This is a genomic window from Cryptosporangium sp. NPDC051539 (assembly GCF_044454545.1).
Classification (GTDB): Bacteria; Actinomycetota; Actinomycetes; order Mycobacteriales; family Cryptosporangiaceae; genus Cryptosporangium.
Genome location: NZ_JBITDV010000009.1, coordinates 94,767 through 116,595, shown reverse-complemented (window position 1 = coordinate 116,595; position 21,829 = coordinate 94,767). Strand labels below are relative to the sequence as shown.

The 21,829-nt window shown below is 72.1% G+C and carries 19 protein-coding genes; 4 read left to right on the top strand and 15 right to left on the bottom strand.

All coding sequences use genetic code 11. From position 1 onward, the window contains the following. Window positions 1-46: 46 nt before the first annotated feature. Entirely contained in the window at window positions 47-1,780 is a 1,734-nt protein-coding gene (locus ACIBZJ_RS27090; protein WP_395934329.1) for an NB-ARC domain-containing protein, read from the bottom strand. 132 nt (window positions 1,781-1,912) lie between these two features. Here ACIBZJ_RS27090 and ACIBZJ_RS27085 point away from each other — a divergent pair, with 132 nt between their 5' ends. Beyond that, window positions 1,913-5,095, top strand: coding sequence for a BTAD domain-containing putative transcriptional regulator (locus tag ACIBZJ_RS27085; protein ID WP_395934327.1), 3,183 nt, complete (start codon window positions 1,913-1,915; stop codon window positions 5,093-5,095). Here ACIBZJ_RS27085 and ACIBZJ_RS27080 read toward each other — a convergent pair. From ACIBZJ_RS27080 to ACIBZJ_RS27015, 14 genes are all read right to left on the bottom strand, one after another. Then, window positions 5,076-6,113 (bottom strand): serine hydrolase domain-containing protein, encoded by a 1,038-nt coding sequence (locus tag ACIBZJ_RS27080; RefSeq protein WP_395934325.1) that lies wholly within the window; start codon window positions 6,111-6,113, stop codon window positions 5,076-5,078. The two genes, ACIBZJ_RS27085 and ACIBZJ_RS27080, sit on opposite strands and share 20 nt — an antisense overlap. After that, window positions 6,110-6,706: a nitroreductase family protein gene (locus tag ACIBZJ_RS27075; RefSeq protein ID WP_395934323.1), complete on the bottom strand. Its 597-nt coding sequence runs from the start codon at window positions 6,704-6,706 to the stop codon at window positions 6,110-6,112. The genes ACIBZJ_RS27080 and ACIBZJ_RS27075 overlap by 4 nt, the downstream gene beginning before the upstream one ends. 11 nt (window positions 6,707-6,717) lie before the next feature. After that, complete coding sequence (locus ACIBZJ_RS27070) at window positions 6,718-7,257, bottom strand: flavin reductase family protein (RefSeq protein WP_395934321.1); 540 nt, start codon at window positions 7,255-7,257, stop codon at window positions 6,718-6,720. 13 nt (window positions 7,258-7,270) lie between these two features. Beyond that, on the bottom strand, window positions 7,271-8,392 hold the full coding sequence (locus ACIBZJ_RS27065; RefSeq protein ID WP_395934319.1) for a HesA/MoeB/ThiF family protein: 1,122 nt from the start codon (window positions 8,390-8,392) through the stop codon (window positions 7,271-7,273). After that, complete coding sequence (locus tag ACIBZJ_RS27060) at window positions 8,389-9,660, bottom strand: aKG-HExxH-type peptide beta-hydroxylase (protein WP_395934317.1); 1,272 nt, start codon at window positions 9,658-9,660, stop codon at window positions 8,389-8,391. The genes ACIBZJ_RS27065 and ACIBZJ_RS27060 overlap by 4 nt, the downstream gene beginning before the upstream one ends. Continuing rightward, window positions 9,657-10,946, bottom strand: coding sequence for an aKG-HExxH-type peptide beta-hydroxylase (locus ACIBZJ_RS27055; RefSeq protein ID WP_395934315.1), 1,290 nt, complete (start codon window positions 10,944-10,946; stop codon window positions 9,657-9,659). The genes ACIBZJ_RS27060 and ACIBZJ_RS27055 overlap by 4 nt, the downstream gene beginning before the upstream one ends. A gap of 5 nt (window positions 10,947-10,951) precedes the next feature. After that, on the bottom strand, window positions 10,952-12,259 hold the full coding sequence (locus tag ACIBZJ_RS27050; protein WP_395934853.1) for an aKG-HExxH-type peptide beta-hydroxylase: 1,308 nt from the start codon (window positions 12,257-12,259) through the stop codon (window positions 10,952-10,954). A gap of 2 nt (window positions 12,260-12,261) precedes the next feature. Further along, entirely contained in the window at window positions 12,262-13,575 is a 1,314-nt protein-coding gene (locus ACIBZJ_RS27045; RefSeq protein ID WP_395934313.1) for a BTAD domain-containing putative transcriptional regulator, read from the bottom strand. Further along, the gene (locus tag ACIBZJ_RS27040) at window positions 13,572-14,918 is read right to left on the bottom strand and encodes a hypothetical protein (protein ID WP_395934311.1); all 1,347 of its coding nucleotides are present in this window, start codon (window positions 14,916-14,918) and stop codon (window positions 13,572-13,574) included. Before ACIBZJ_RS27040 ends, ACIBZJ_RS27045 begins: the two co-directional genes overlap by 4 nt. Further along, complete coding sequence (locus ACIBZJ_RS27035; protein ID WP_395934309.1) at window positions 14,911-16,494, bottom strand: NAD(P)/FAD-dependent oxidoreductase; 1,584 nt, start codon at window positions 16,492-16,494, stop codon at window positions 14,911-14,913. Before ACIBZJ_RS27035 ends, ACIBZJ_RS27040 begins: the two co-directional genes overlap by 8 nt. Before the next feature lie 5 nt (window positions 16,495-16,499). Further along, on the bottom strand, window positions 16,500-18,215 hold the full coding sequence (locus tag ACIBZJ_RS27030; RefSeq protein ID WP_395934307.1) for a S9 family peptidase: 1,716 nt from the start codon (window positions 18,213-18,215) through the stop codon (window positions 16,500-16,502). Further along, a complete protein-coding gene (locus tag ACIBZJ_RS27025) occupies window positions 18,212-19,486 on the bottom strand; it encodes an MFS transporter (protein WP_395934305.1) in 1,275 nt (424 codons plus the stop codon). The genes ACIBZJ_RS27030 and ACIBZJ_RS27025 overlap by 4 nt, the downstream gene beginning before the upstream one ends. Before the next feature lie 114 nt (window positions 19,487-19,600). Then, a complete protein-coding gene (locus tag ACIBZJ_RS27020) occupies window positions 19,601-19,756 on the bottom strand; it encodes a hypothetical protein (protein WP_395934303.1) in 156 nt (51 codons plus the stop codon). Between the two features lie 590 nt (window positions 19,757-20,346). After that, window positions 20,347-20,547: an IclR family transcriptional regulator C-terminal domain-containing protein gene (locus ACIBZJ_RS27015; protein ID WP_395934301.1), complete on the bottom strand. Its 201-nt coding sequence runs from the start codon at window positions 20,545-20,547 to the stop codon at window positions 20,347-20,349. On the opposite strand from ACIBZJ_RS27015, the gene ACIBZJ_RS27010 reads away from it, so the two are divergent. The 3 genes from ACIBZJ_RS27010 to ACIBZJ_RS27000 all read left to right on the top strand — a co-directional run bounded on the left by ACIBZJ_RS27010 (window position 20,531) and on the right by ACIBZJ_RS27000 (window position 21,764). Further along, window positions 20,531-20,713 carry a hypothetical protein gene (locus ACIBZJ_RS27010; RefSeq protein WP_395934299.1) on the top strand — a complete coding sequence of 61 codons (183 nt, stop codon included), beginning with the start codon at window positions 20,531-20,533 and terminating at the stop codon, window positions 20,711-20,713. The two genes, ACIBZJ_RS27015 and ACIBZJ_RS27010, sit on opposite strands and share 17 nt — an antisense overlap. Window positions 20,714-20,800: 87 nt before the next feature. Further along, window positions 20,801-21,184 (top strand): SDR family oxidoreductase, encoded by a 384-nt coding sequence (locus ACIBZJ_RS27005; RefSeq protein ID WP_395934297.1) that lies wholly within the window; start codon window positions 20,801-20,803, stop codon window positions 21,182-21,184. Continuing rightward, entirely contained in the window at window positions 21,177-21,764 is a 588-nt protein-coding gene (locus ACIBZJ_RS27000) for a carboxymuconolactone decarboxylase family protein (protein WP_395934295.1), read from the top strand. Before ACIBZJ_RS27005 ends, ACIBZJ_RS27000 begins: the two co-directional genes overlap by 8 nt. The last annotated feature ends 65 nt before the right edge of the window (window positions 21,765-21,829 follow it).

The following is a 21,829-nucleotide window of genomic DNA, read 5'->3' as shown; positions in this document are numbered from 1 at the left end:
GCTGCCCGGAGTCCGGCGCGCTCGCCGTCGAGCGCGGGACCCCGATTCACGCCGCCGTGCCGGCCATCTTCCGTCGGACCAGGTCGAGGCGCTGCTGGATCGCCGCCTCTCCGGCCGCGTCGCCGATCGAACGGGCGGCGCGCCGGCCGTGCTCGAGGGCCGACTGGTACAGGCCCCAGAGCTCCCGGTCCTGAAGCAACTCGCCGAGCCGGTTGAGGAGAACCACGGCCCGCTCGGGCGTGGCCCCGATCGCGAGCCGTCCGACGATCTGGACGCTCGCCGCCAACTCCTCGTTCAGCCACTCGCAGGCGGCCTCGCGACTAGCGAACGCGATCTGCGCCGGGTGTCCGCCGAGCGCCCCCGCACCGCGCGCGAACATCCTGGCCGCCGCACGGGCCGCCTGCTCGTACCAGGAGCACAGACGATCGTCCGCCTGGCTCACGACAGCCGGGGACTCGGCCCGGACCAGACACTCCCGGGCGAAGAGCTGCCCGAGGTGGTGGAAGCCGTACCGGTCGGGCGCCGGCGAGGTCAGCAGGTTCGCGTCGGTCAGGGCCTCGAGGTCGTGCCGGGCGGCGTCAACCGTGTCGCCGATGACCGCCGCCGCGGCCGCCGTGCGGAACTGCAGGCCCGGCATGAGCGCGAGCCGCCGGAACATCACCTGGCTGCGGTCGTCCAGCCGCTGATAGGAGTGGGCCAACCGAGAGCGCACGGTCAGGTCGCCCGCGGCCAGTTCGGACAGCCGGGTGTTCTCGCCCGCCAGGTAGCTCACGTACGTCGACAACGGCCAGTTCGGACGCGCGGCCAGCCGAGTCCCGGATACGCGCAGGGCCAGCGGGAGGCCGCAGCACAGGCTGACGAGTTGCGCGGCCGCATCCGGCTCGGCGGCGATCCGGTCGGCGCCGACCAGGCGGGTGAGGAACCGCACGGCGGTGGTCTCGCTGAACCCGGTGATCTGTACCCGGTCTACACCCTCGAGCCCGAGGAGCGCCGAGCGACTGGTCACGATGCAGGCGGAGCGCGACGTCGGCGGCAGCAGGAGACGAGCGACCGCCTCATCGGGGACGTCGTCGAGCACGACGAGGGTCGGCCGGTCCACCAGCCGGGTGCGGTACATCGCCGACCGCTCCTCGGCGTCGTCCGGGATCTGGGCTTCCGGAACGCCGAGCGCACGCAGCACTCGCCCGAGCGCCTCGCGGGCGTTCACCGGCTGGTCACCGTGGCCGTTGAGCCGCACGAAGAGTTGTCCGCCGGAATACGCCGCCCGCCACTGATGGGCGGCGCGCACGGCGATCGCGGTCTTGCCGATGCCCCCCGGACCGACCAGTACCGTCGCCCCAGAGTCCGGCGCCGAGCCGGCATCGTGGCCACGCAGTCCGGTAGCGAGCATCTCGAGTTCGGACGCACGGCCGGTGAAGTCCGCGATGTCGGGCGGGATCTGCGCCGGAGCGGACGGCGAGCTCCGCTCGGTCGCCGGCGCCGGGGCCACCGATGCGGGCAGGTCACGGACCCGGCCGAGCTGCGCGCTGACCTCGTACCAGCGCGCCTCCCAGGCCTTCGGGTCTCCCCCGCACGCCAGTACGAAAGCTTTCGTGACCGGCAACGTCGGCAGCGCGTGCCCCGCCGCCGCGGCGGCCAGCACCGAGGCGGAAAAGTTCGCGCGACCGGCCATTTCGCGGTAGGCCGGGCTTCCGGCTCGCCGACGCATCGTGCGGAGTTCCCCGGCCAGTTGGGTGATCGGATTGTTCCTCGCTGGTAGCTTGCCTTCCGGTCGGGCCACGACACCTCCACAGGTGACTACTGCATCCCTTATCGATACCTTCACACCGGTTCTTGATACGTTTCCTACACAGTCAAGTCGGCGTCCACCGTCGGGCGTCCGGGCGATCACTAAGCGTTCACGGGGAAGCTGGTGGCTGCGTTGCGGTTCGTCGTGCTCGGACCAGTGCAGGCCGAGGTCGATGGTTGCCCGGTACCGATCGCCCGGGCTCAACGGCGGGCGATTCTCGCGTACTTGCTGTTGCACCGGGATCAGACCGTTTCGGCCGACGAACTGATCGACGCGCTCTGGGGCCCCGAACCGCCGGCCACCGCACGGACGCAGGTCTTCGCCGCGGTCTCGGCGGTTCGCCGGGCCTTACGCGGCGCGGGGCAGGACCCGGTGACCAGCAGCGTCGGCGGCTACCGGCTCTCGGTGGGCGACGCCGAGCTCGACCTGACGACGTTCCTCGACCGCGTCGGCTCCGCCCGGGCACTGGCCGACCGCTCCGCGCCGGATGCGGCCGAAGCGATGCGCGAGGCGCTAGGGCTGTGGCAGGGCGTCCCACTGTCCGGAATCACCGGCGCGTTCGTCGAGGTGGCGCGATCGAGGCTCCACGAGCATCGGGTCGAAGCGCTCGAGCAGCTCTCCCGCTACGAGCTCGCGGCCGGACGGCACCAGGCGGTACTGCCCGAACTCACCGAGCTCGCCGCCACGTACCCCTACAGCGAGGCACTCGCCGGCAACCTGATGCTGGCGCTGCACCGCAGCGGCCGGTCGGCGGAAGCACTGTCGGCGTTCCGGGAGATCCGTCGGCGGCTCGTCACGGAGCTCGGCATCGAGCCCACGTCCGACCTGCACCAGCTGCACACCCGCATCCTCGCCGACGACGCAGCGTTACGTCTGCCGTCGGCCGGTGCGGCCTCCCCCGGGTCGAGTTCGCGCCCCAGTGCTACCCCGGCCCCGCGGCAGTTCCTGCCGCGGGACATCCCCGATTTCGTCGGCCGGACGACGGCGCTCGACTGGCTCGACACGATGGCCGACGAGACCGGGGCGACGTCCGGCGCGGCCATCGTCAGCACGCTCGGCGGCGTGGCCGGCGTCGGAAAGACCGCGCTGGCCGTCCATTGGGCGCACCGATCGACCGAGCGGTATCCCGACGGCCAGCTCTACCTCGATCTGCGTGGCTACGACGCCCGCGATCCGATGGGGCCGGCCGAGGCACTGACGTGGTTGTTGCGCGCACTGGACGTGCCGCCCCACCGCATCCCGCCCGACGTCGAGCAAATGGCCGCCGTCTACCGCTCGACGATCACCGGCCGGCGGATCCTCGTCCTGCTCGACAACGTCCGCTCGGCGGAGCAGGTACGTCCGCTGCTTCCGGCCGGTCCGGGTGCGTTCGCGCTGTTGACCAGCCGCGACGCGCTCGGTGGACTGGTCGCACGGGACGGCGCGCGCCGGTTGGCACTCGAGGTGCTGCCCGAGGCCGACGCGGTCGAGCTGCTCGCACACGTCCTGGGCGCCGACCGCGTCGAGGCCGAACCCGAGGCGGCGGCGGAGCTGGCGGCCGCGTGCGGGCACCTACCGCTCGCTCTGAGGATCGCGGCCGCGAATCTGGTCGGCACCCCGGAGCGTTCGCTGGCCGCGTTCTGGGTCGAACTCGAGGCCGGCACCCGTGTCCCGGCACTGGCCGTCGAAGGCGACCCCCAGAGCGACCTGACCCAGGTCTTCGCTCACTCCTACCGCGCGCTGAGCGAGCCCGCGCGACGGATGTTCCGGCTGCTCGGCCTGATTCCCGGCACCGACTGCTCCGGACCGGCCGCCCAGGCGCTGGCCGATGACGACGGGGCCGCCGCGCTGCTGGCCGAGCTGGCGGAGGCGCACCTGGTGACGCCGGCCGCCGGTGCCGGTCGTTACGTCATGCCCGACCTCCTGCGGGAGTACGCGTCCCGGCTGGCCGGCGCGCCCGATCACGCCGCCGAACGTCGCGCCGCGCTGGACCGGTACGCGACCTGGGCCGACAGCCACGTGCAGAGCGCCTCGGCGTTGGTGTACCCGTCCAGCCCGCGGTGGCCCGCGGCCGGCGCGTCCGTCGCCTTCGACGACGCGGAGACCGCCGGTCGGTGGCTGGCCGACGAACTGGGCAATCTCACCGCGCTGGTCTTCGCCGCGGCCGATCTCGGGCGGCCGGAACTCGCGTGGCGGATTCCGTACGCGTGCCGGGACTACCTGTTCCAGCGCAGCGGGCAAGCACTTCCGCGCCGGCTGGGCGAGGCCGCGCTGACCGCCGCCACCCGGGCGTCCGATCCTCTCGCCATCGCTGCGGCCGAGCTCGTGCTGGCCCAGGCGCACAACATGGTGGGCCACGATCCCTGCACGCTGGAACACGCCACCCGCTGCCTGCACAGCGCGGAACAGGCGGGCTGGCCACACGTCCGGATCGACGCCTACAACGCGATCAGCGTGCACCACTTCCACGCCGGCGACCTGCGCTCCTCGGCCGACGCCGCCCGCCGTGCGTTCGATCTCTCCCGGGAGCTCGGCGTTCCCAGTAACCAGCACCTCGGCAAGCTCGGGCTGGTGAGCCTGCTACTGGGTGATCTGGCGGTGGCCGCCGGCTACCTCGAGCGGACCCTGGCCTCGCAGGCCGGGCTGGCCAATCACAGCCGAGGCATCACCCTGCTCAACCTCAGTGAGGCCTACCGGCTGCTCGGCCGGCCTGCTGACGCCCACGCCGGCATCACCGAGGCGATCACCCTCTTCGAACAGGTCGGTAACCGCCATCTGGCCGCAGTGGCCCGCTGCGGGCTGGTGATCATCCACCTCGCCGACGGCCACACCCCCCAGGCCTGCCGTGAGGCGGAGGCGGCCCGGGCCGCACTCGACGAGTCCGACGACCTGCTGGCACAAACCCAGATGTCGTGCGCGTACGGCCTCGCGGCCGTGGCGGACGGACGGCACGACGAAGCCCTGGCGGTACTGCGGGACGGGTTGCGGCTCGCGCGGACATTGCCGATGACTCATCCCGCGGTCCAGCTCGCGATCGCGCTCGGGCGGGCGCGGCGAGCCGCCGGCGAGTCCGACGGCGTGGACCGGTTACTCGCCGACGCGGCCGAGCAGGCCCGCGCGGGTCAGTTCGCCGTCCTCGAGGCGGAGGCACTGGACGTGCTCACGGCCACCCACTTGGACCGCGGTGACACCGGACCGGCCGGTCGGGCGGCGCACCGGGCCATGGATCTCGCCGAACGGACCGGGCTGGCCGGGCTGCGGTTCGCACCGGCCGCCGTCGCCGCCGGCCGCGATCGGAACTCGACGGTCACGCTCCGAAGTACGTGACCGCGAACTTCAGGACGGACTGGATCGCCGCACCGGAACGCGGCGTGACCGAGATCGTCGCGCCGCGCGCACGGTCCTCGGACCGCAGCATGAACGTCACGTAACCGCCGTACGCTCCCGAATTGCCCCACACCCGAGTGCCGCCAGGAACGGACATCCGAAACAGACCCAGCCCGTAGTCCCGATCGTTCGTCCCTGGGACCGTGCTCAGCATCTCGTCCATCAGCGGTGGGGGAAGCAGGCGACCGGCCAGCAGTTCGGACAGGAAGTACGTCAGATCCCCGGCCGTCGAGACCAGGTCTCCCGATGCCCAGGCCCGGGACGGGTTCTGCACGGTGATGTCGAGCAGCGGCCGCGCGGCCGGGCGTCCGGGCCACAGGTACGCGCGCAGATGCGGGCCGGGCAGGAACGGCGACGTCGCGGGCAAAACGGTGTGCCGCAGGCCGAGCGCGCCGACGATCCGCCGGCGCACCTCCTCTTCGTAGGGCCGCCCGGTCGCCCGCTCGATCAGCATCCCGGCCAGCACGTAGTTGGTGTTCGAGTAGCGCCACCCGGCACCCGGCGGGAAATGCGGGGGGCACGCGGTGGCGGCGCGCACCAGCCGATCGGGCGCGATCGTGTGCAGGCGGGCGACGCCGGCGAGGTGCGCCGGTGAGACCGGCATCGCGTCGATCACGTCGTACAGGCCGCTCGTGTGGTTCAACAGCTGGCGGAGGCTGATCCGGTCACCGTCCGGCACGGTGCCGGGCAGCCAGTCCGCCACCGTGTCGGACAACCGCAGCACGCCCTCGCCGACCAGCTGGAGAACGGTCGCCGCCACGAAGGTCTTCACGATGCTGCCGGCCCGGAACCGGTCCTGCGGCGTGGCGGGCCGGTGCGCCGGTACGTCGGCGAGACCCCGGGCCGCCGACCAGGTGCCGTGTTCGTCGTCGACGGTCACGACCGCGGCGCACGCGGCCTCGCCCGTGATCTCGTCGAGCGCACGGCTCAGGACGTCCCGGTCGGCGGCGGGGCTCACCACTTTCCCCGATGGACGATCTCGTCGAGGGGCTTGCGCGTGATCTTCGGCTTCCACATCGGATGCGAGTCCAGCCGCTCGTCGCGATGACCGATGGCGACGGCACCGATCGGCCGGTACGTGTCGGGCACCCCGAACTGCATGCGGAACTCGTCGATCACCGGTGGCAGGATGCCGAAGAACTGGGCGCCGATCTCCTCGTCGACCGCGGCCAGCATCATCAGCAGCGCCGTGAACCCGGTGTCGATGTACCAGTACGGTACCGGCCACTTGTCGTCGTCCCGGTCGCTCCAGCCCTTGTCCGGCTGCTTGTAGCGGTCCACGTACAGCTGCTTGCTCGCGAGCGGGACCACGATCACCGGGGCCCGCTTGACCGGATCACCCTTGTCGATGTCGTGCTGCCCGAGCGCACGCCAGAACGCGACGCGATCGTCGAGCTCGGTCAGCACCAGAAGTGCGTATCCCTGGCTGAAGCCGGCGGACGGGCCTCGGTTCGCGGCCCGGAGGATCCGCTCCACCACGTCCTCCGACACCGGTTCCCGCGAGAAGACCTTGGTCATCCGGCGCTTCCGGAGAATCTCTGCGAACTCCACGGCGTTCTCCCTTACTCCGGAGCGCAGCCGGGTTCCGGCAGTCGCTCGAATCGTCCGTACGTGCCGCCGTGGAACGTCAGCGGCGCTCGTCCGTTTCCGGTGGCGAACTCCTCGACCTGAGCGAGGACCACGTCGTGATCACCGGCCGGCAGGATCCCGGCGACCGTGCACTCGGCGAAGGCGATCCCACCGTCCAGAAGTGGCGCGCCCGACACCCGACCGGCGGTGTGTCCGATGCCGGCGAGCTGATCCCGTCCCCGGGGCCGGCCGCGATCGGCCAGCCGACGCGCGATCCGCAGCTGGTCGGCACCGAGAATCGTCAGCGCGAAGCGACCGGCCGACCGGACCGACTTGGCCGCCAGGCCGTCGCCGGCCAGGCAGACCAGCAGCAACGCCGGCCGCAGCGAGACCGACGTCAGGCTGTTCACCGTGCTCGCGTGCACGAGGTCACCGTCCCGCACGGTCAGGACGGCCACGCCGGTCGCGAACTGGCCCATCACGTCACGGAACTGCCGTGGGTCGAACTCCGCCGCGAGCTCGGCCGCCGTCATGCCGGCACTCCGGTCATGACGCCACCAGGCCGGCCGGGGCCGACAGCTCACCTCCGGCGTCGGACACCTCTCCGGCGCAGATGACGCAGTCCGGGTGCGGCGGCCGCGGCACCGGGGTGTTTCCGGTCTCCTCGATCTCGAGAACGGCGTTGAAGCTCCGCGGCGGGGCGTAACCACTCAGGAAGCGGAAGATGTCGAACACCGCCGGCGCGGCTGCCCCCATGGCCAGCGCCGTCAGCGATCCGCTGTTCCCGCGGGGCAGGCGCCGGTTGAGTTCTACGAGCCGCGGAAGCCGCGGGTTGCGGTCGACGAGAGCCGCCCAGTCGCACATCTGGCAGCTCGTCTTCCCGGGCACGTACAGCGGGCCCACCCGTCCACCGCTGACGTTGAACGTCGGTACCCCCGCGGCCTGACCGGCCCGGGCGACCCACTCCCGGATCAGCCACGCCGGTTTGTCGGCGCAACCGACCAGCAGGTCGACACCATCGAGCAGCTCGGCCAGCGGGCCGTCACCGTCGATGTACCGGTGGTGGATCTCGACGTTGGTCCGCGGCGCGAACCGGAGGACCGCGTCGCGGGCCGCCTCCACCTTCGGCCGGCCGATGTCCTCCTCGGAGTACAGGATCGACCGGTTGAGGTTGGAGGCCTCCACCACGTCGCCGTCGATCAGCCGGAGGTTGCCGACACCCATGCACATCAGGTTGTACGTGATCCAGCTCCCCATGCCCCCGGTGCCGAGCACCGCGACGCGGGCGCCGATCAGCTTCCGCAGGTAGTCGTACCGGTCCGTACCGGAGTCCTCGAACTGGGAAAAGAAGTCGACCAGCCGGGAGAACCGGGCCAGGTCGGCCGGGTGGATGTCGGCCGGCACCTCGACGTGCTCCATGAAGCCGAGACCGGTCAGCGTCGCCAGGATCTCTTCGGTGCGATCGCGGCCGTCGGCGCCGAACGCCTCGGTCATGTCCGCGACCAGCGCGTCATCGCCGACACCGGCGACCAGGTGGTGCAAGAGCTGCTCGGCGAGTTCGTCGAACGGGGCGATCGTGGTGATCGTGTCGCCGAGGCGGAGAACGAGCCGATGGCCGTCGGTGACCGTCTGGGTCCTCGGCCGTAGCCGGATGGTGAGCGTGGTCATGACATCACTCCCGATGCGGTTCGATTTCCGGCGTACGCGGCGTCGGCCGCGGTTACCGCTTCTTCCAGCAGGCGGCGTCCCGGCGGACTGAGCGCCACCTGGGCGAACAGTTCCTCCGACGCCACGGTCAGGTCGTGGTGGCACTCGGCCGCGCGGGCCAGGTAGTGCGTCCGGCCGGTCGCGGCCGCGGCCCGGCACAGGAACACCGTCATCCGGGCCAGCACGAATGCCGCGTGGTAGACGCCGCCCGCCGGGCGGACGTCTTTACGGAGAGGCGACCGGAGCGGCCGGCTCGCGGCTCCGTCGGCGAACAGCGGCTGACCGAGCGACAGCACCTGCAGCCGGGTGTGGCCACCTTCGTGCACCATCGCCTCGGCCGTGTACATCACCGGGTCGTCGACGACTCCGGTCGCGGCCCCGTCGTCCGCGTTGATTCCTCCGGGCCGGAGATAGATCGCACCGAGCTGGGTGACCGTCGTCCAGCCGGCCAGCGCCACCGAGTCGATCGGAACGATGACGCTCACGTGCGCCGCCAGCTCGGCCAGGCACGCGGGCCAGGCCAGATCGATCAGCCGGGCGGCCCGGCCGAACAGTTCTTGGTGCTCGGTCGCGCTCGCCGGGGTGATGTCGCGGCGACGGTACTCCGGTGAATCACTGGCCGCGTTGGCGTCGGTGATCGAATCGACGAACCAGGGATCGGTCGCGTCGAGCTCGATGCCGGTGCCGGTGCCGGTGCCGGGCAGAACGGGGTGATCGACCCTCGGTGCGCCTCCCGCGACCAGCGGATACTCCCCGGTCCGGCCCCGGTGTTCGACCCACGGCACCCCGTCGGACTGTCCGACCAGCACCTCCGGCCCGGCGTCCGGGCCGAGTTCCAGATGGCCGGGCAGACCGGGCAGGCGCAGCTGGCCGCCGCGGGACAGCGGTACCCGGACGCCGGGCAGGTCGGACCCGGTCCGCAGAGCCGCGCCGAGCAGGAACCGCGGCAGATGGTCGAGCCACGCGCTCACCGACGAGGTGTCGCCGGACGCCACCCGGGCCGGCAACTGGGCGCGCCAGTGCCGGTACAGCGGGTGCCGGGCGGCCGCATCGAGCGCGGGCCGGTCCAGCGCGCCGGCGAGCGTCCGGGCCACCCCGATCGCCGGATGCCGGTCGTCCTGGCCGAGCAGCGCGGCCAGCGAACGCGCGCAGGCGTCGGAGTAGTGCCGGAACGCCGGATCCTCCGGGCCGTCGGCCGGATCGAAGCTCGGCTCGGGACCGACGTTCATCGCTGGGCCTCGAGCTCGCACTGATCGACGATCGCCTGGCCGACCGGAGTGAATCGGACGAGCGCCGGGTCGCGCAGCGTCTCGAGTCCGCCCCGCAGGTCGGCCGTGACCTCGTGGTGCCGGACCGCGAACCGCTCCTCGCCGAGCAGGTCGTAGGCCCGGCGGAGGAACCGGGCTACCCGAGCGAACACGAACACGCCCTGGACGATGCCGATGAGCGGACGCGGGTCGCGGCGCCAGGGTGACGTCACCAGCGCGTTCGGGTCTCCGTAGTAGACCGGATCCTGCTCCATGATGAGCCGGAGGCGCAGATGGCTGTGCTCGTGCAGCAGGTGCTCGGCCGTGTACATCAGGTCGGAGAACGGGTGGCGGCACTCCCCCATGAACACCGCGCCGAGGAAGGCCGCCTCGGCGAACGTCGAGTAGCACCGGCTGACGAACGGAACCACCAGCCGGGTGTACGAACGGAGCTCCGCGCCGGCCTCCGGCCAGGCCCGATCGAGCAGATCGCAGGCCGCGCCGAGGTGGTCGAGCGCCGCCGGGCCGACGAACGGCATGCCGGCCAGGTCGCGAGGCGGGTAGCCGGGCATCGGCGGCCGGGAATTGATCGACGTCATGAGCTCGCCGACGAACGCATCGGTGCCGTCGACCTCGATGTCGCTGCCGGGAATCACCGGGCGCTGCGCCACCGGCGAACCACCGCCGGGTTCGGCCCGTCCGAGAAGTTCCTCGACCGGCACGTGGATGTCGCACCCGGCCGCCCGGAACGTGACGCGGTCGTCCTCGATCCCGACGCGCACCGGCCCGTCCGGGGTGCCGTACGGCAGCAGGACGTGCCGGGGGAAGCCGGGGAACCGGAGCTGGCCGCCGCGAGCACGGACGAGCAGCTCCCGGTCGGGAAGGCAGTCGTGCTGGAGTGCCGGCAGCAGCACGAACCGCCCGATGTCGAACATGGCCGTCTCGATCTGCGCCCGGTCGCCGACCAGGCAGCGCTCGTACTGCTTGACCAGCCAGTACATCGAGTACGGATGGGTGACCACGCGTCGCCGCGCGGCGTCCGGGAGGGCTGCCAGCACGTCGGCGGCCAGTTCGAGCTGCGCGTGTGCGGCCCCGTCGATGCGGCCGGACAACCGGCGCGCGACCCGGGTCAGAGCCGCGTCGAGCCGGGCGGCCACGAAGTCGAAGCAGGGGTCGTTGGCCGGATCGGCTACGGCGAGATCGTCCAGCCCGCTGCCGAACAGCGCGCTGGGCTCCGGCGGGGCCGGAAGGGTCTGCGGTGTGGTCATCGGTGTCAGAGCTCCTGGTAGACCCGTGGTTCCGCGGCATCGGCGATGCCGTAGACGTCGGACAGTGCGTCGAGGTGCTCGGCCACCTCGTCGAGCAGGGCACTCCCGGTCGCGGTGAGGCGGGCGTGCCGGCGCAGGGTCACGAGCGCGGCCGTCACCTGAGCGAGCAGGATCGGGACGCGTTCGGCGTAGGCGGCGTGCCCGCCCTGCTGGTACATCCGGTCGAGCGCGATCGCCGCGCGGGTGACCACGAACGCGCCGTGGTAGAGCCCGGTCACCGGACGGGGGCCGGCGCGGAACGGCGAGGGCAGGACGTCGTCCGGCGCGTGGTCGTGCATCGGGGTGTGCGCCATCACGAGGTTGAGCCGGAGGTGGCTGGTCTCGTGCACCAGCCGCTCCACGTTGGCCACCTCGTCGTCGAGGGTCGGACGAAGGAACACGGCGCCGTGCCAGGCGACGTTGCTGAACGCGGCACGCACCTCGCTGGAGAACGGCACGACCAGCCGGACGTAGCCGAGCAGCTCGCGATGCATCTCCGGCCACACGAGAGACAGCCCGGTCAGCGTCCCGGCCAGCCGGGCCAAGCCGGGGGCGTCGATCGCGACCGGCGTCACGTCGTCGCGCGACCGGCCCGGCGACGGTTTCGTGATGCTCTCCCGGACGAGGTACTCGTCGAGCCATGGGTCGGACGAATCCACCTCGATTCGCGTGCCGGGTATCCGGGCCCGGCTGACCAGGAAGCCCGTCGCGCCGGTGGCCTCCTCGTCGAGCAGATCGGCGACCGGAACCCGGACGGCGGCCGATCCGCGTCCGATTTCCACGTCGTCGCCGGTCACCGTCACCGGCACCCGGTCGGAGCCGGAGGGGGCCGGCCGGACGACGTGCCGCCGGTGACCCGGGAATCGCAGCTCCCGGCCGGTAGGAGGCAGCGTCAGCGTGACGCCACCCAGCCCGCCGTGCCGCGCCAGCGGGATCACCAGGAACCGCGCCAGCTCGGGGATCAGCGTCGACACCGCGTGCGTGTCACCGGCGCGGATCGCCAGCGAGAACCGCGCCCACCACTGCGTGTAGTACGGGTGGAGCGCGAGGGCGGGCCAGTCCTCGCGGGTGTCGTCCACGACGCGGAGGCAGGTCGCCAGGCAGGCGGCATCGGTGTCGTCGATTCGGGTCCGCACGAGCTGCGCGAAGCGCAGCAGGCCGGACCGGCGCAGGTCGACGAAGTGCTCGACGGCGCGGTCGGCGTTCGGGTCGACCGGATCGAAGGGCACGGAGCCGTGGTCCACCGGGCGGGCGTTCTGCGGTGCCGGGTGCATGTTCACCTCGTCTCGTCGGCGGCGAGCGGCCGCTTCACCGCGCCGCGCAGATGTTCGAGCCGGAGCCGGGCCCAATCGGCCAGCGTCGCCCGGCCGGTCGCGGCCGCGGTGCGATGCAGGCCGAGGAGCGCGGTGAGGCCCAGCGGCTGGGCCGCCACCGAGCTCCCGTAGGCGTGGCAGGCGGCCGGGAGGTCGCCGAGCATCTCCTGGCTGCGGGCGACGCAGTACCAGGCGGCGCCGCTGGTCGGCGCGCCGAGCGTCACGGCCTCCTGGAACGCCGCCAGGGCTTCGGCGATCCGGCCGTCGTCGGTGTGGACGGCGCCCAGCTGGAGCCAGGCCCGCGGTTCCAGCGGGTCGTGCTCGGTGAGCGCGGCCGAGTAGGTCAGCGCCGCCTCGCGGTCGCCGCGCGCCACCGCGGCGTTGATCCGGGTCTCCAACAGCGCGTAGCGGTTCTCTTCGGCCAGCACCGCGGGGACCCGCTGGTTCGCCCGGACACGGCAGCCGAGTTCCCAGGCCCGCTCCAGCGTGCGGGCGACATCCGCGTGGTCCCCCCGCACGAACGCGCCGAAGCACGCTGCGCGCAGGGCGACGCTCTCCAGCAGCGCATCGACGTCGCTGTCGCCGGGTGAGAGCCGCGCCGTCTCCTCGTCGACCCGGGCCGACCAGAGCTCGGTCGCGGCGCGGTCTCTCGTCGCCCGTCCGAAGTGGATCGCGAGGTTGACGGCCGCGGCGAGGCGGGCCCGGCCCCCGGACGGCGCGTGGTCGTACACGCGGACCGAGTACGGAACCAGGCTGTGGGTGGAGTGCCCGAGCTTGGACATGGCGCTGGCGGCCCGTAGCGCGGTGAGCCCGGTGCGGTCGTCGGCGGCGATCTCGTCGGTGGACGGGGTCCCGGCCACGTCCACCGCGGCCCGGAACAGGCCCACCCGGTACAGAGCGCAGACGACCCGGTACCGCGCGTCGGGGTCGAGCCCGGACCGGCGCGCGACCGACTCGCTCAAGGCCCGCCACGGATCGGTGACCAGGTGCTCGGGCAGCTGCGACGGCCAGGTGACGTCGTAGTCGGTGAATCCGGTCTCCCGGATCAGGTTCGGCCGCAGCGCCCGCTTGACGTTCCCCTGCGGTGCGAGCCAGTCCGGATCGTCGGCACCGACGCTCAGTCCGGCGTATCGAGTCGTCCGCGCGTTGATCGGCCCGGTGTCGCCGAGCAGGTCCAGGAATGGTCGCAGCAGGACGCCGGAGAGCGCACCGACGTCGGGGCCGAGCAGACCGTGGTCGGCCAGGACCCCGGTCGCGGTGAGTACCCGTAATCTCATGCCACCGCTCCCGTCTGTCCGGTGGCTTCGCGCAGCCGCTGGGTGATCGTGGTGAGTGAGGTCTCGGCCCAGCCCGCGAGGTGCCCGGGGAGCGCCGCGATCCGGCGCCGGGCGTCGACGTTGGCCGGATCGGCCCGCACCGCCAGGACGTGTGCCTGCGCGGCTCCCCGGGGGTCGGAGAGCAGCTCCAGGCAGTGACCGACCATGAACCAGGCGAACGACGTCCACGGCGCCCCGAGGTCGGCGGCGGCCCGGAACGCGGCGAGCCCGGACTCCGGACGGTTCGCGGCGAGCTCGATGTTCCCGGCGTGCAGGTGGACCTTCGGGTGGAGCGGATCGAGTTCGACGAGTTTGACGATCCGTTCGTGGGCGAGCGCCAGGTTCCCGGCGTCGAACGCCTCCCTCGCCCGGGTTTCGAGCAGCGGGTGCATGTTCTGGCTCCAGAGCATCCACTCGACGTCGTCGCGCGGCCGGAACTCGTGGGCGTACTTCTCGGCGAGGTCGAGTTCCTCGGCCGTGCCCGCGAAGTCGCCGTCGAGATACCGGGTGTAGCTGACCGCCCGCCAGAACGTGCTGGCGGCGAGGACGTCGGGCAGCCCGTCGTCCGGAGTCAGGAGCGGATAGAGCCGCTCGGCGACCCCACGCCAGTAGCGGACCTGCTCGACGTCGCGCGCCCGGCCTTTGGCGAACCAGACCAGCAGTGTGACGGCGGCACCCAGCCGGACGTGGGGCTCGCCGCCCGGGTCTTCGGCGGCGTCGCGCAGCACCCGCAGGTTGAACGTGGCGGTGTCGGCCGAGTGTCCCGTGCGGTGCACGGCCATCGCGTAGCGGATGCGCAGCGTCGTCGTCACCGGGTCGGCCCCCGGGCCGGCGTCGGCGACCGAACCGAACAGGCGCGCGGTCTCGCCGTAGAGCCCGATCGTGTTCAACAGCGTGGCCAGCCGGAGCTGCCGCTCGGCCGGGAGCACCCCCGGCCGCTCGGCCGCCGCGACCAGCTCGACCAGGTACTGCCAGCGAGGCGTGCGCAGCCGGTAGGGCAGTTCGGCGGCGAGCCGCACGTCGTAGGCGGGCAGCCCGGCTTCGGTGATCAGCAGCGTCCGGAGGCTGGGCGCCGGATGTGTCTGGATCGAGTGCCGCGGGGCGGTCTCGTCGGCCAGCTGGTGGAACGCGCACTCCACCGCGGACGCGTCGCTCGGACCGGACTCGAACGGGCTGAGGTCGAGGAACGGACGCAGCAGGTACGCGCTCCGTGGTCCCCCGGCGTCGTCCAGACCCAGCTCGCGCAGCGGCAGGCCGGCGACACCGAGCCGCTCGGGGTCGAGGACGACGTGCCGGCTATGCATGATCCGCTCCCGCCAAAGCCGCGGGCCGGGTAGCGCCGGTGAGGATGCCTGCGCTGACCAGCCCGCCCACGGTCAACTCGAGCACGCGGCGCTCCTTGTCGTCGTCGGCGCACTCGGCCAGCAGCGCGCCGAGGCTGCGCCGGCCGTCGATCGCCTGGATGAGGCGGTGACCGCTGCTTCCGATCGGGAAGTCGAGCTCCGGTGCCCGCTGGCGGCGATGGCTCACCAGCACGGCCGGCACCACCGTGGTGCCGCGACGGGTCCAGTCCGGACGCACCGAGACCTCGTCGGCGAGGCTCAGCACCGTGTCGGGCGGTAGCGCGGTGCGCGGCAGCGAGAAACTGAAGCCGGGAAGCAGGCGGCTGATCGCGTCCGGCAGGTGCAGGGCCCCGTCGGCCACGGCCCGGCTGATCAGCGCGATGCTTCCCGCGCCGATGGCGCTCAGCAGCCGCTCGGCCGCCGGTTCGTCGATGTCGGCCATCGACCGCGCCCGCCAGAACCGGCTCGATCCGGGGTAGGCGGCATACAGGAGCCGGGTCATCTCGGTGGTGCGCCGGTAGTGACCACGGACCCGGCGGTCGTACCAGGCCGCGGCGTCCTCGTCGGCCAGGTCGCCGGCCAGCACGGACGCGATCCCGGCGGCGGCCAGCGAGGACGAGTACACCGTGGCGTGGATCCCGGTGGAGAATAGCGGGTCGACGAACCCGGCCGTATCACCGACGAGCACGTACCCGCGGTCCCACATCGGCGAGCGGACGATGTGGTTGGTGTACTTGAGCAGCCGGGGCTGGTGCGCCCGCTCCGCGCCGTCCAGCAGGCGTTTGATCATCACGGAGCTGGCGATCTGCCTCGCGAGCACGCCCTCGGTGTCGCGGGTGACGTCGACGGCGTCACCGACGAAGCCCACCCCGACCTGCCCGTCGGCGAACGGGATGAACCAGAGCCAGCCGTCGGCGCAGGCCTCGCTGATCACGTCGCCGCCGTACGGGTCGCTGGGGCGGGCCGCACCCCGCCAGTACGCGGTGACCGCGGCCCGCTGCGGGCCGAAGAGGTCCATCGGCAGGCCGAGCTGTCGGGGCAGGAACTGGAACAGACCGCTGGCATCCACGACGTACCGGGCGGAGACCTCGCTGGTGGCGCCGTCCGCGTTTTGGACCCGGAGCCCGCACATTCGCCCGGCTGCGTCCCAGATCGGCTCCCGGGCCCAGCACTCCTCGGCAACGTCCGCTCCGGCGGCTCGGGCCGTGTTCATCAGCAGCGTGTCGAACTCGGCCCGCTGCACCTGGAAGGCATAACCGGGGTTCGGCATGTCCAGGCGGATCAGCGACAACGCCGGTCCCCACACCCACAGCGCTCCGAGCTTGCGCTGGAACCGCTGGAGATCGGGGAGGAGCCCGAGTTCGGTGAAGATCGGCAGGGACATCGCCAGCAGCGACTCGCCGATGTGCCAGCGGGGGAACCGCTTGCCCTCGACGACGAGCACCGAGAGCCCCGCCTTGGCCAGGAAGGACGCGGTGGTCGAACCGCCCGGTCCGGCGCCGACGACCACGACGTCGTAGGACTTGGCTGACGGCATCGTGCTCACACTCCTTCCGTGACCCGGTCGAGGAACGCGACGGCCTCGGCGGCGTACGCGATCGCGCTGCGACGTTGACGGAATCCGTGTTCCTCGCCCGGCAGCAGCACCCAGCGATGACCGGTGCCGGCCAGACGCGCGAACGTGGCCGCGGCGGCGTCGGCGGGCACCTGACGGTCGCGCTCGCCGTGCACGGCCAGCACCGGGCAGCGGGCCGGAAGGACTCCGTCGGCGGCCGCGGACGCGTAGGCGGTCGCAGCGAATCGGTGCACCTCGGGGTCGGCGCTGTCGGCCAGCGTGCCCGGCTGGAGATAACCGCTGGTCATGATGACCCCGGCGACCGGCTGATCGGTCTGCGACGCCCGGTAGGCCACGTAGGCGCCGTGGCTGTGGCCCGCCAGCACGATCCGTCCGGGCTCGGCCAGCCCCCGGCGGACGAGTTCCTCCAGGCAGTAGCCGACGTCCACGACTTCCTGGACGCCGTGCTCGGTCACCGGCATCGGTGGGATCGGCCAGGCGTTGAACGTGGTCCCCCGGGTCTCGACGAGTACCACCCGGTAGCCAGCGGCGACCATCGTCAGCAGGATCGGGTTCCATGCCACGCGCCAGTGCATCGACGGTCCGCCGTGCAGCTCGACGACGGTGCCGCGGACCGGTCCGGCCGGCTCGTGGACGAGGGCAGGCAGGTCGAAGCCTTCGGACGTCGGGATCCGCAGCACGGTCGGCGTCGTCCGTTTCGGCAGCGACGCCGACGGCGCGACCGTGACGGTCTCCTCGTCGCCGGGGCGCCAGCGGCGTACCTCCGGAGGGAGGTCCGGGCCGAACGCCACGAAGAAACACACGTCCCCGTACCAGAGCGGACGTTCGCCGCATTCGCCGTCCGCGAGCGGCGCCGCCGTGATCCGGCCGTCCGCGATCCCGTAGACGAGCAGCCGCGTCCAGGGCCAGGCGGCACTCGCGAACGCGAGGCGCGAACCGCTCTCGTCGAACACGGGCAGGGCGAGCGGAGACGGTAGATCCAGCGATTCGAGGACCCCGGCGTCCAGGTCGGCCAGCAGGGTCTGGGTCGAACGACGGCGGCGCACAGTGATGAGCACGCGCCGGCCGTCCGGGCTCCATCGGCCCTGAGTCGGGGCCGCGCTGCGGTTTCCGGCGACGAGGGTCGACACAGTGCCGTCGGCCGGGTCGAGGACGAGCAGGTCCTGGGAGGCGTCGGTCGCCACCGTGAGCACGATCCGGCCGTCCGGGCCGACGTCGGGCACGGGGTCGATCCACCGGGCGGGCCCGGACGTCCGCCACAGGACCTCCGGCGGAGCACTCCCGTCGGCCGCCACCCTGATCAGTGCCGTGCCCTCGGCCGTACGCTCGCTCGTGATCAGCTCGTCGGGTGAACTCCACGCGACCGTGTGAGGCTGGAGCGGCGCCCGGACCGGCAGCTCGGTGAGCGTGTCGGCGGCCAGGTCGGCCACGACGAGAACGAGTCCGGCGTCGGACAGCCGGGCCCAGAACGCGATCCGGTCACCACGGGCCACCGGGAGGAGCTGGTCGGTGCTGACCAGTGTCTCCACGGGTTCCGGGCTGGTGCCCGGACCGGCCAGGTGCAGCCGGGGACCGTCCACCGTGCTGGCGGCCACCACCACGTCGCCACGGCCGGTGATCGTGAACGACTCGGCCCACCGGGCGTCCAGCGCCGGGCTCTCGAGCATCGGTTGCATGGTCATCGCAGACTCCTCACAGCGCGGGACGCGGCGATGAGCGCGCCGCCCCCGAGGAACGTGGCCGCGATGATCGCCACCGCCCAGCGCGGCCCGAAGGAGGTCGACACCCAGCCGAAGATCACCGGCCCGAACGGCATGAACCAGAGCACGAAGGTGGTCAGCGTGCCGAAGACCCGGCCGCGGATCTTGCGGTCCACGTCGGTCTGGACCCAGGACGACAGCGCGACCTGGCTGGCCCCGGCGGGCAGCCCCATCAAGGCGAACGCGACGAGCCCGAGCACCGGGTCGTGCAGGGCGCAGAACAGGGCGAGAGCGAGACCCTGGGTCAGGAAGTTGCCGGCCAGCACCACGCCCCGCCGATGCCGCAGCGGACTCCGGACCAGTAGCCAGGCGCCGAGCGCCCGGCCCGCCGCGTTCGCGGCCAGCAGCGCCCCGAAGAGCCAGCTCTCGGCCTGACCGGTCTCGATCAGGTAGAGCGGCAGCACGAACATCAGCGCGTAGGCGGCGCACTCCATCACCGGGAAGACCGTGAACTGTGCCCGGAGGACGGGGTTCCCGAAGATGTACCCGAGCCCCTCCTTCGTCCCGCTGACAAGACCGGGACGCGGCGGCCGCGGCTCGGGAGCCGACGTGAGGGCGGCGGCCGGCTTCGCATGGTGGCGGACCACGTACCAAATCGCCACCGCCGAGACCCCGAACGTCACCGCGTCGAAAAGCAGCAGCCCGCGCAAGCCGAGAACCGGATACAGCAGTCCCGCACTGGCCGGGCCGACGACGCCGATGCCGCTGATCGTCGTGAGGAACAGGGCATCGAAGCGGATCAGCCGCTCCCGGTCGGGAAACAGGTCGGGCAGCCAGGCCTGGAAGGCCGGTGTGAAGCACGCGCCCGAACCCGCCAGCAGCGCGGCGAACACGAGCACCAGCGGGAACGCCGGCTGGGACGACATGATGTACAGGAGCCCGAACACGCCGACGACCGCCGCACGGAGGAGATCCGTGACGATCATCGTGGCCGGATGGTTCCAACGGTCGACGAGCGTGCCGGCGAACAGGCCGAGGACCGCCATCGGAATCGCCATCGCCGCGCCCAGCGCGGTCGCCCGGGCCGCCCCGCCGGACGCCGTGACGTCCCACGTCAGGCCGACCCGGTAGAAATTGTCACCGAGCAGCGATACCGCTAAGCCGACCCAGAGGACGATGGCAATTCCCAGGCCCGCACGGTTCGCGTTCGTCTCGTCTGGCCTCGTTGTGTCGTTGAGCGCTGACCGGGCCACGAGCCACCTCCCTCGAAATGACCACCGATGGTGAACGGAGGCGTATGCCCGCCGGACCGGCGCCGACCCGGCGGGCATACACTTTCCGGCCTTACCGGAACTTCATGGAACCGCTCAGGCGCCGTACGTGTATTCGGCGAGGCTCAGCACGCCGAATTCGTCGAGCAGCTCCTGCTCGCTGACCTCAAGATTGAAGGTCGCCTTCTCGTCCTGCTTCTTCTCGTCCGCCTTCGGGGCCTGGGCCTGCGGCGTCGTGGTCGGTGCAGACATGTATTCCACCTCCTTCCTCCAACTCGCAAGGAGTGGATCGGGATCGACCACCGCACCATTTCTTCGGTGGCCGGTTCCCCTTACCCGGGTGAAATGGATATCACCGGATCCGGCCCCGACAGTCAAGGAACGCTAATGAATTCCGGAATTTGTCCTTGACCTGGCGGTCAACTATTCCGGTCGATTCTTGCTGGCGCCGGCCGGCGCCATGAATTGTTGTCCGGATGTCCGCGGACAATAAGGTTTTCTCGGATTGGACGTCGGCGAGGACGGCCACCGCGCCCCGGGCCACGACGTGGCCCACCTGCCCAGCCTCGCGACGCGCCGGGACCTGCACCCCGGCCAAGCCAAAACCGACGCCCCTCGGCCGTCCCCGCGCTGATGTCCCGCTTCGGAAGACCATCCGGCCTGCAGACCGCCCTCGACCAGCAAGCCGTCACCGGTCCGGGCGACGTCGGTCGCCCGGCGTCGTTGATCCGGGCGACGCCGGCTCGCAGCCGGTCGGCGACCTGGCTCGTCCTTGCCTCTCAACGACACCGCGAGCCCGTACGGTCAGGGGCCGCCTTCTCCCGGACCGCCTACGGAGCCCGTCAGCCGGCGTAACCGAGCAGCTGCGAGATCTCGGCGCAAGTCCGCACGAGCGGGGGGCGCAGCTCCCGGACCAACCGCGGGCTGGACCAGTCGCTCGAGCTCACCGCGACGTTCACCGCCGCCACGACCCGCCCGCTCGCCTCCCGCACCGGAGCGGCCGCCGACCGCAGACCGGCCGCTACGGTGTCGTCGTCGCCCAAGGTCCTATTCTCGACCGGTGGCGTCGGCGCGCTGATCAGCCAACTGGCGGGCTCACTGCAGCCGGCCCAGCTCGACGCCGTGGTCGTCGGGGTCTGCGCCGCCGCCGTGCTGGTGAACGTCGTCCTCCGAACCGCCGAGCGCCGCCTCTCCCGCTGGCGTGCGTGACCTTCCGCGGCAAGCACCGTCGAAATCCAGATGGGGATCACCCGTGAAACCACTACCTTCCCGTTCCGACCGCGCGCCGGAGCAGCGATGACCTGGCTCGGGCTGGAGGGCGCACGCGCGCTGGTACTCGGCGCCGGTGGCCTCGGCGCCGCCTGCGCGCGCGGCATGGCCGAGTCCGGCGCGCGGCCACTGGTCGTGGACGTCGACGCCGAGAAGCTGTCGCTCCTGCAGAAAGAGACCGCAGGCGTGGAAGTGCTCTGCGGCGATCTGTCGAGCGCAGCCGGATCCGAGCAGGCGGCGTCCAAGGGGGGCCTGCCGGGGCGCCGCGAGGAGATGACCACGCTGGTGCCGGCCGGACGGCTGGGTGTGCCCCAGGACGTGGTGGGCGCGGTGTTGTTCCTGCTCCCGGCGCACGCTGCGTTCCTCACCGGGCAGGTGCTCCACATCGACGGCGGCCGGACCCTTGTCTGACCCGGCGATACCTCGACTGCCCCCGTTCGCCCCCGCCGAACTCGACGCCGACCAACGGGCCGTGTACGACGCGATCGCCGGGGGCCGCCGGGCCGCCGGACCCCAGGCGTTCCCGCTGACCGGCCCGGACGGCGAGCTGCGCGGTCCGTTCAACGCCATGCTGCTCAGCCCGCCGGTCGGCGGCGCGCTCCAGGCCGTCGGCGCCGCCGTGCGGTACCGGAGCGTGCTCGACGACCGCGGCCGCGAGCTGGCCATTCTCGCCGTGGCCGCCCACTGGGGCAGCGCCTTCGAGCGGGCCGCGCACGAGGCCGTCGGCCGGACGGCCGGCCTGACCGACGAGGACTTCGCCGCCGTCCGGACCGGGACGGTGCCGCCCTCCGCGTCCACCGCCGAAGCGGTGATCCTGCGCGTCGTCGGCGCCTTGCTCGCCGCCGGGGAGGTGGACGACACCGCCTACGCCGACGCGGTCGGTGTCGTCGGCGAACGAGGCTTGTTCGAACTCACCACCCTCGTGGGCTATTACTCCACGCTCGCCCTGCAGCTGCGGGTGTTCGCCGGCGAAGCCGGAGACAGCCGATGACGATCTCACTGGAGGAACCCCGATGAAACGATCGAGGGCACGGCCGGAAATCTCCGGGTGCGGCT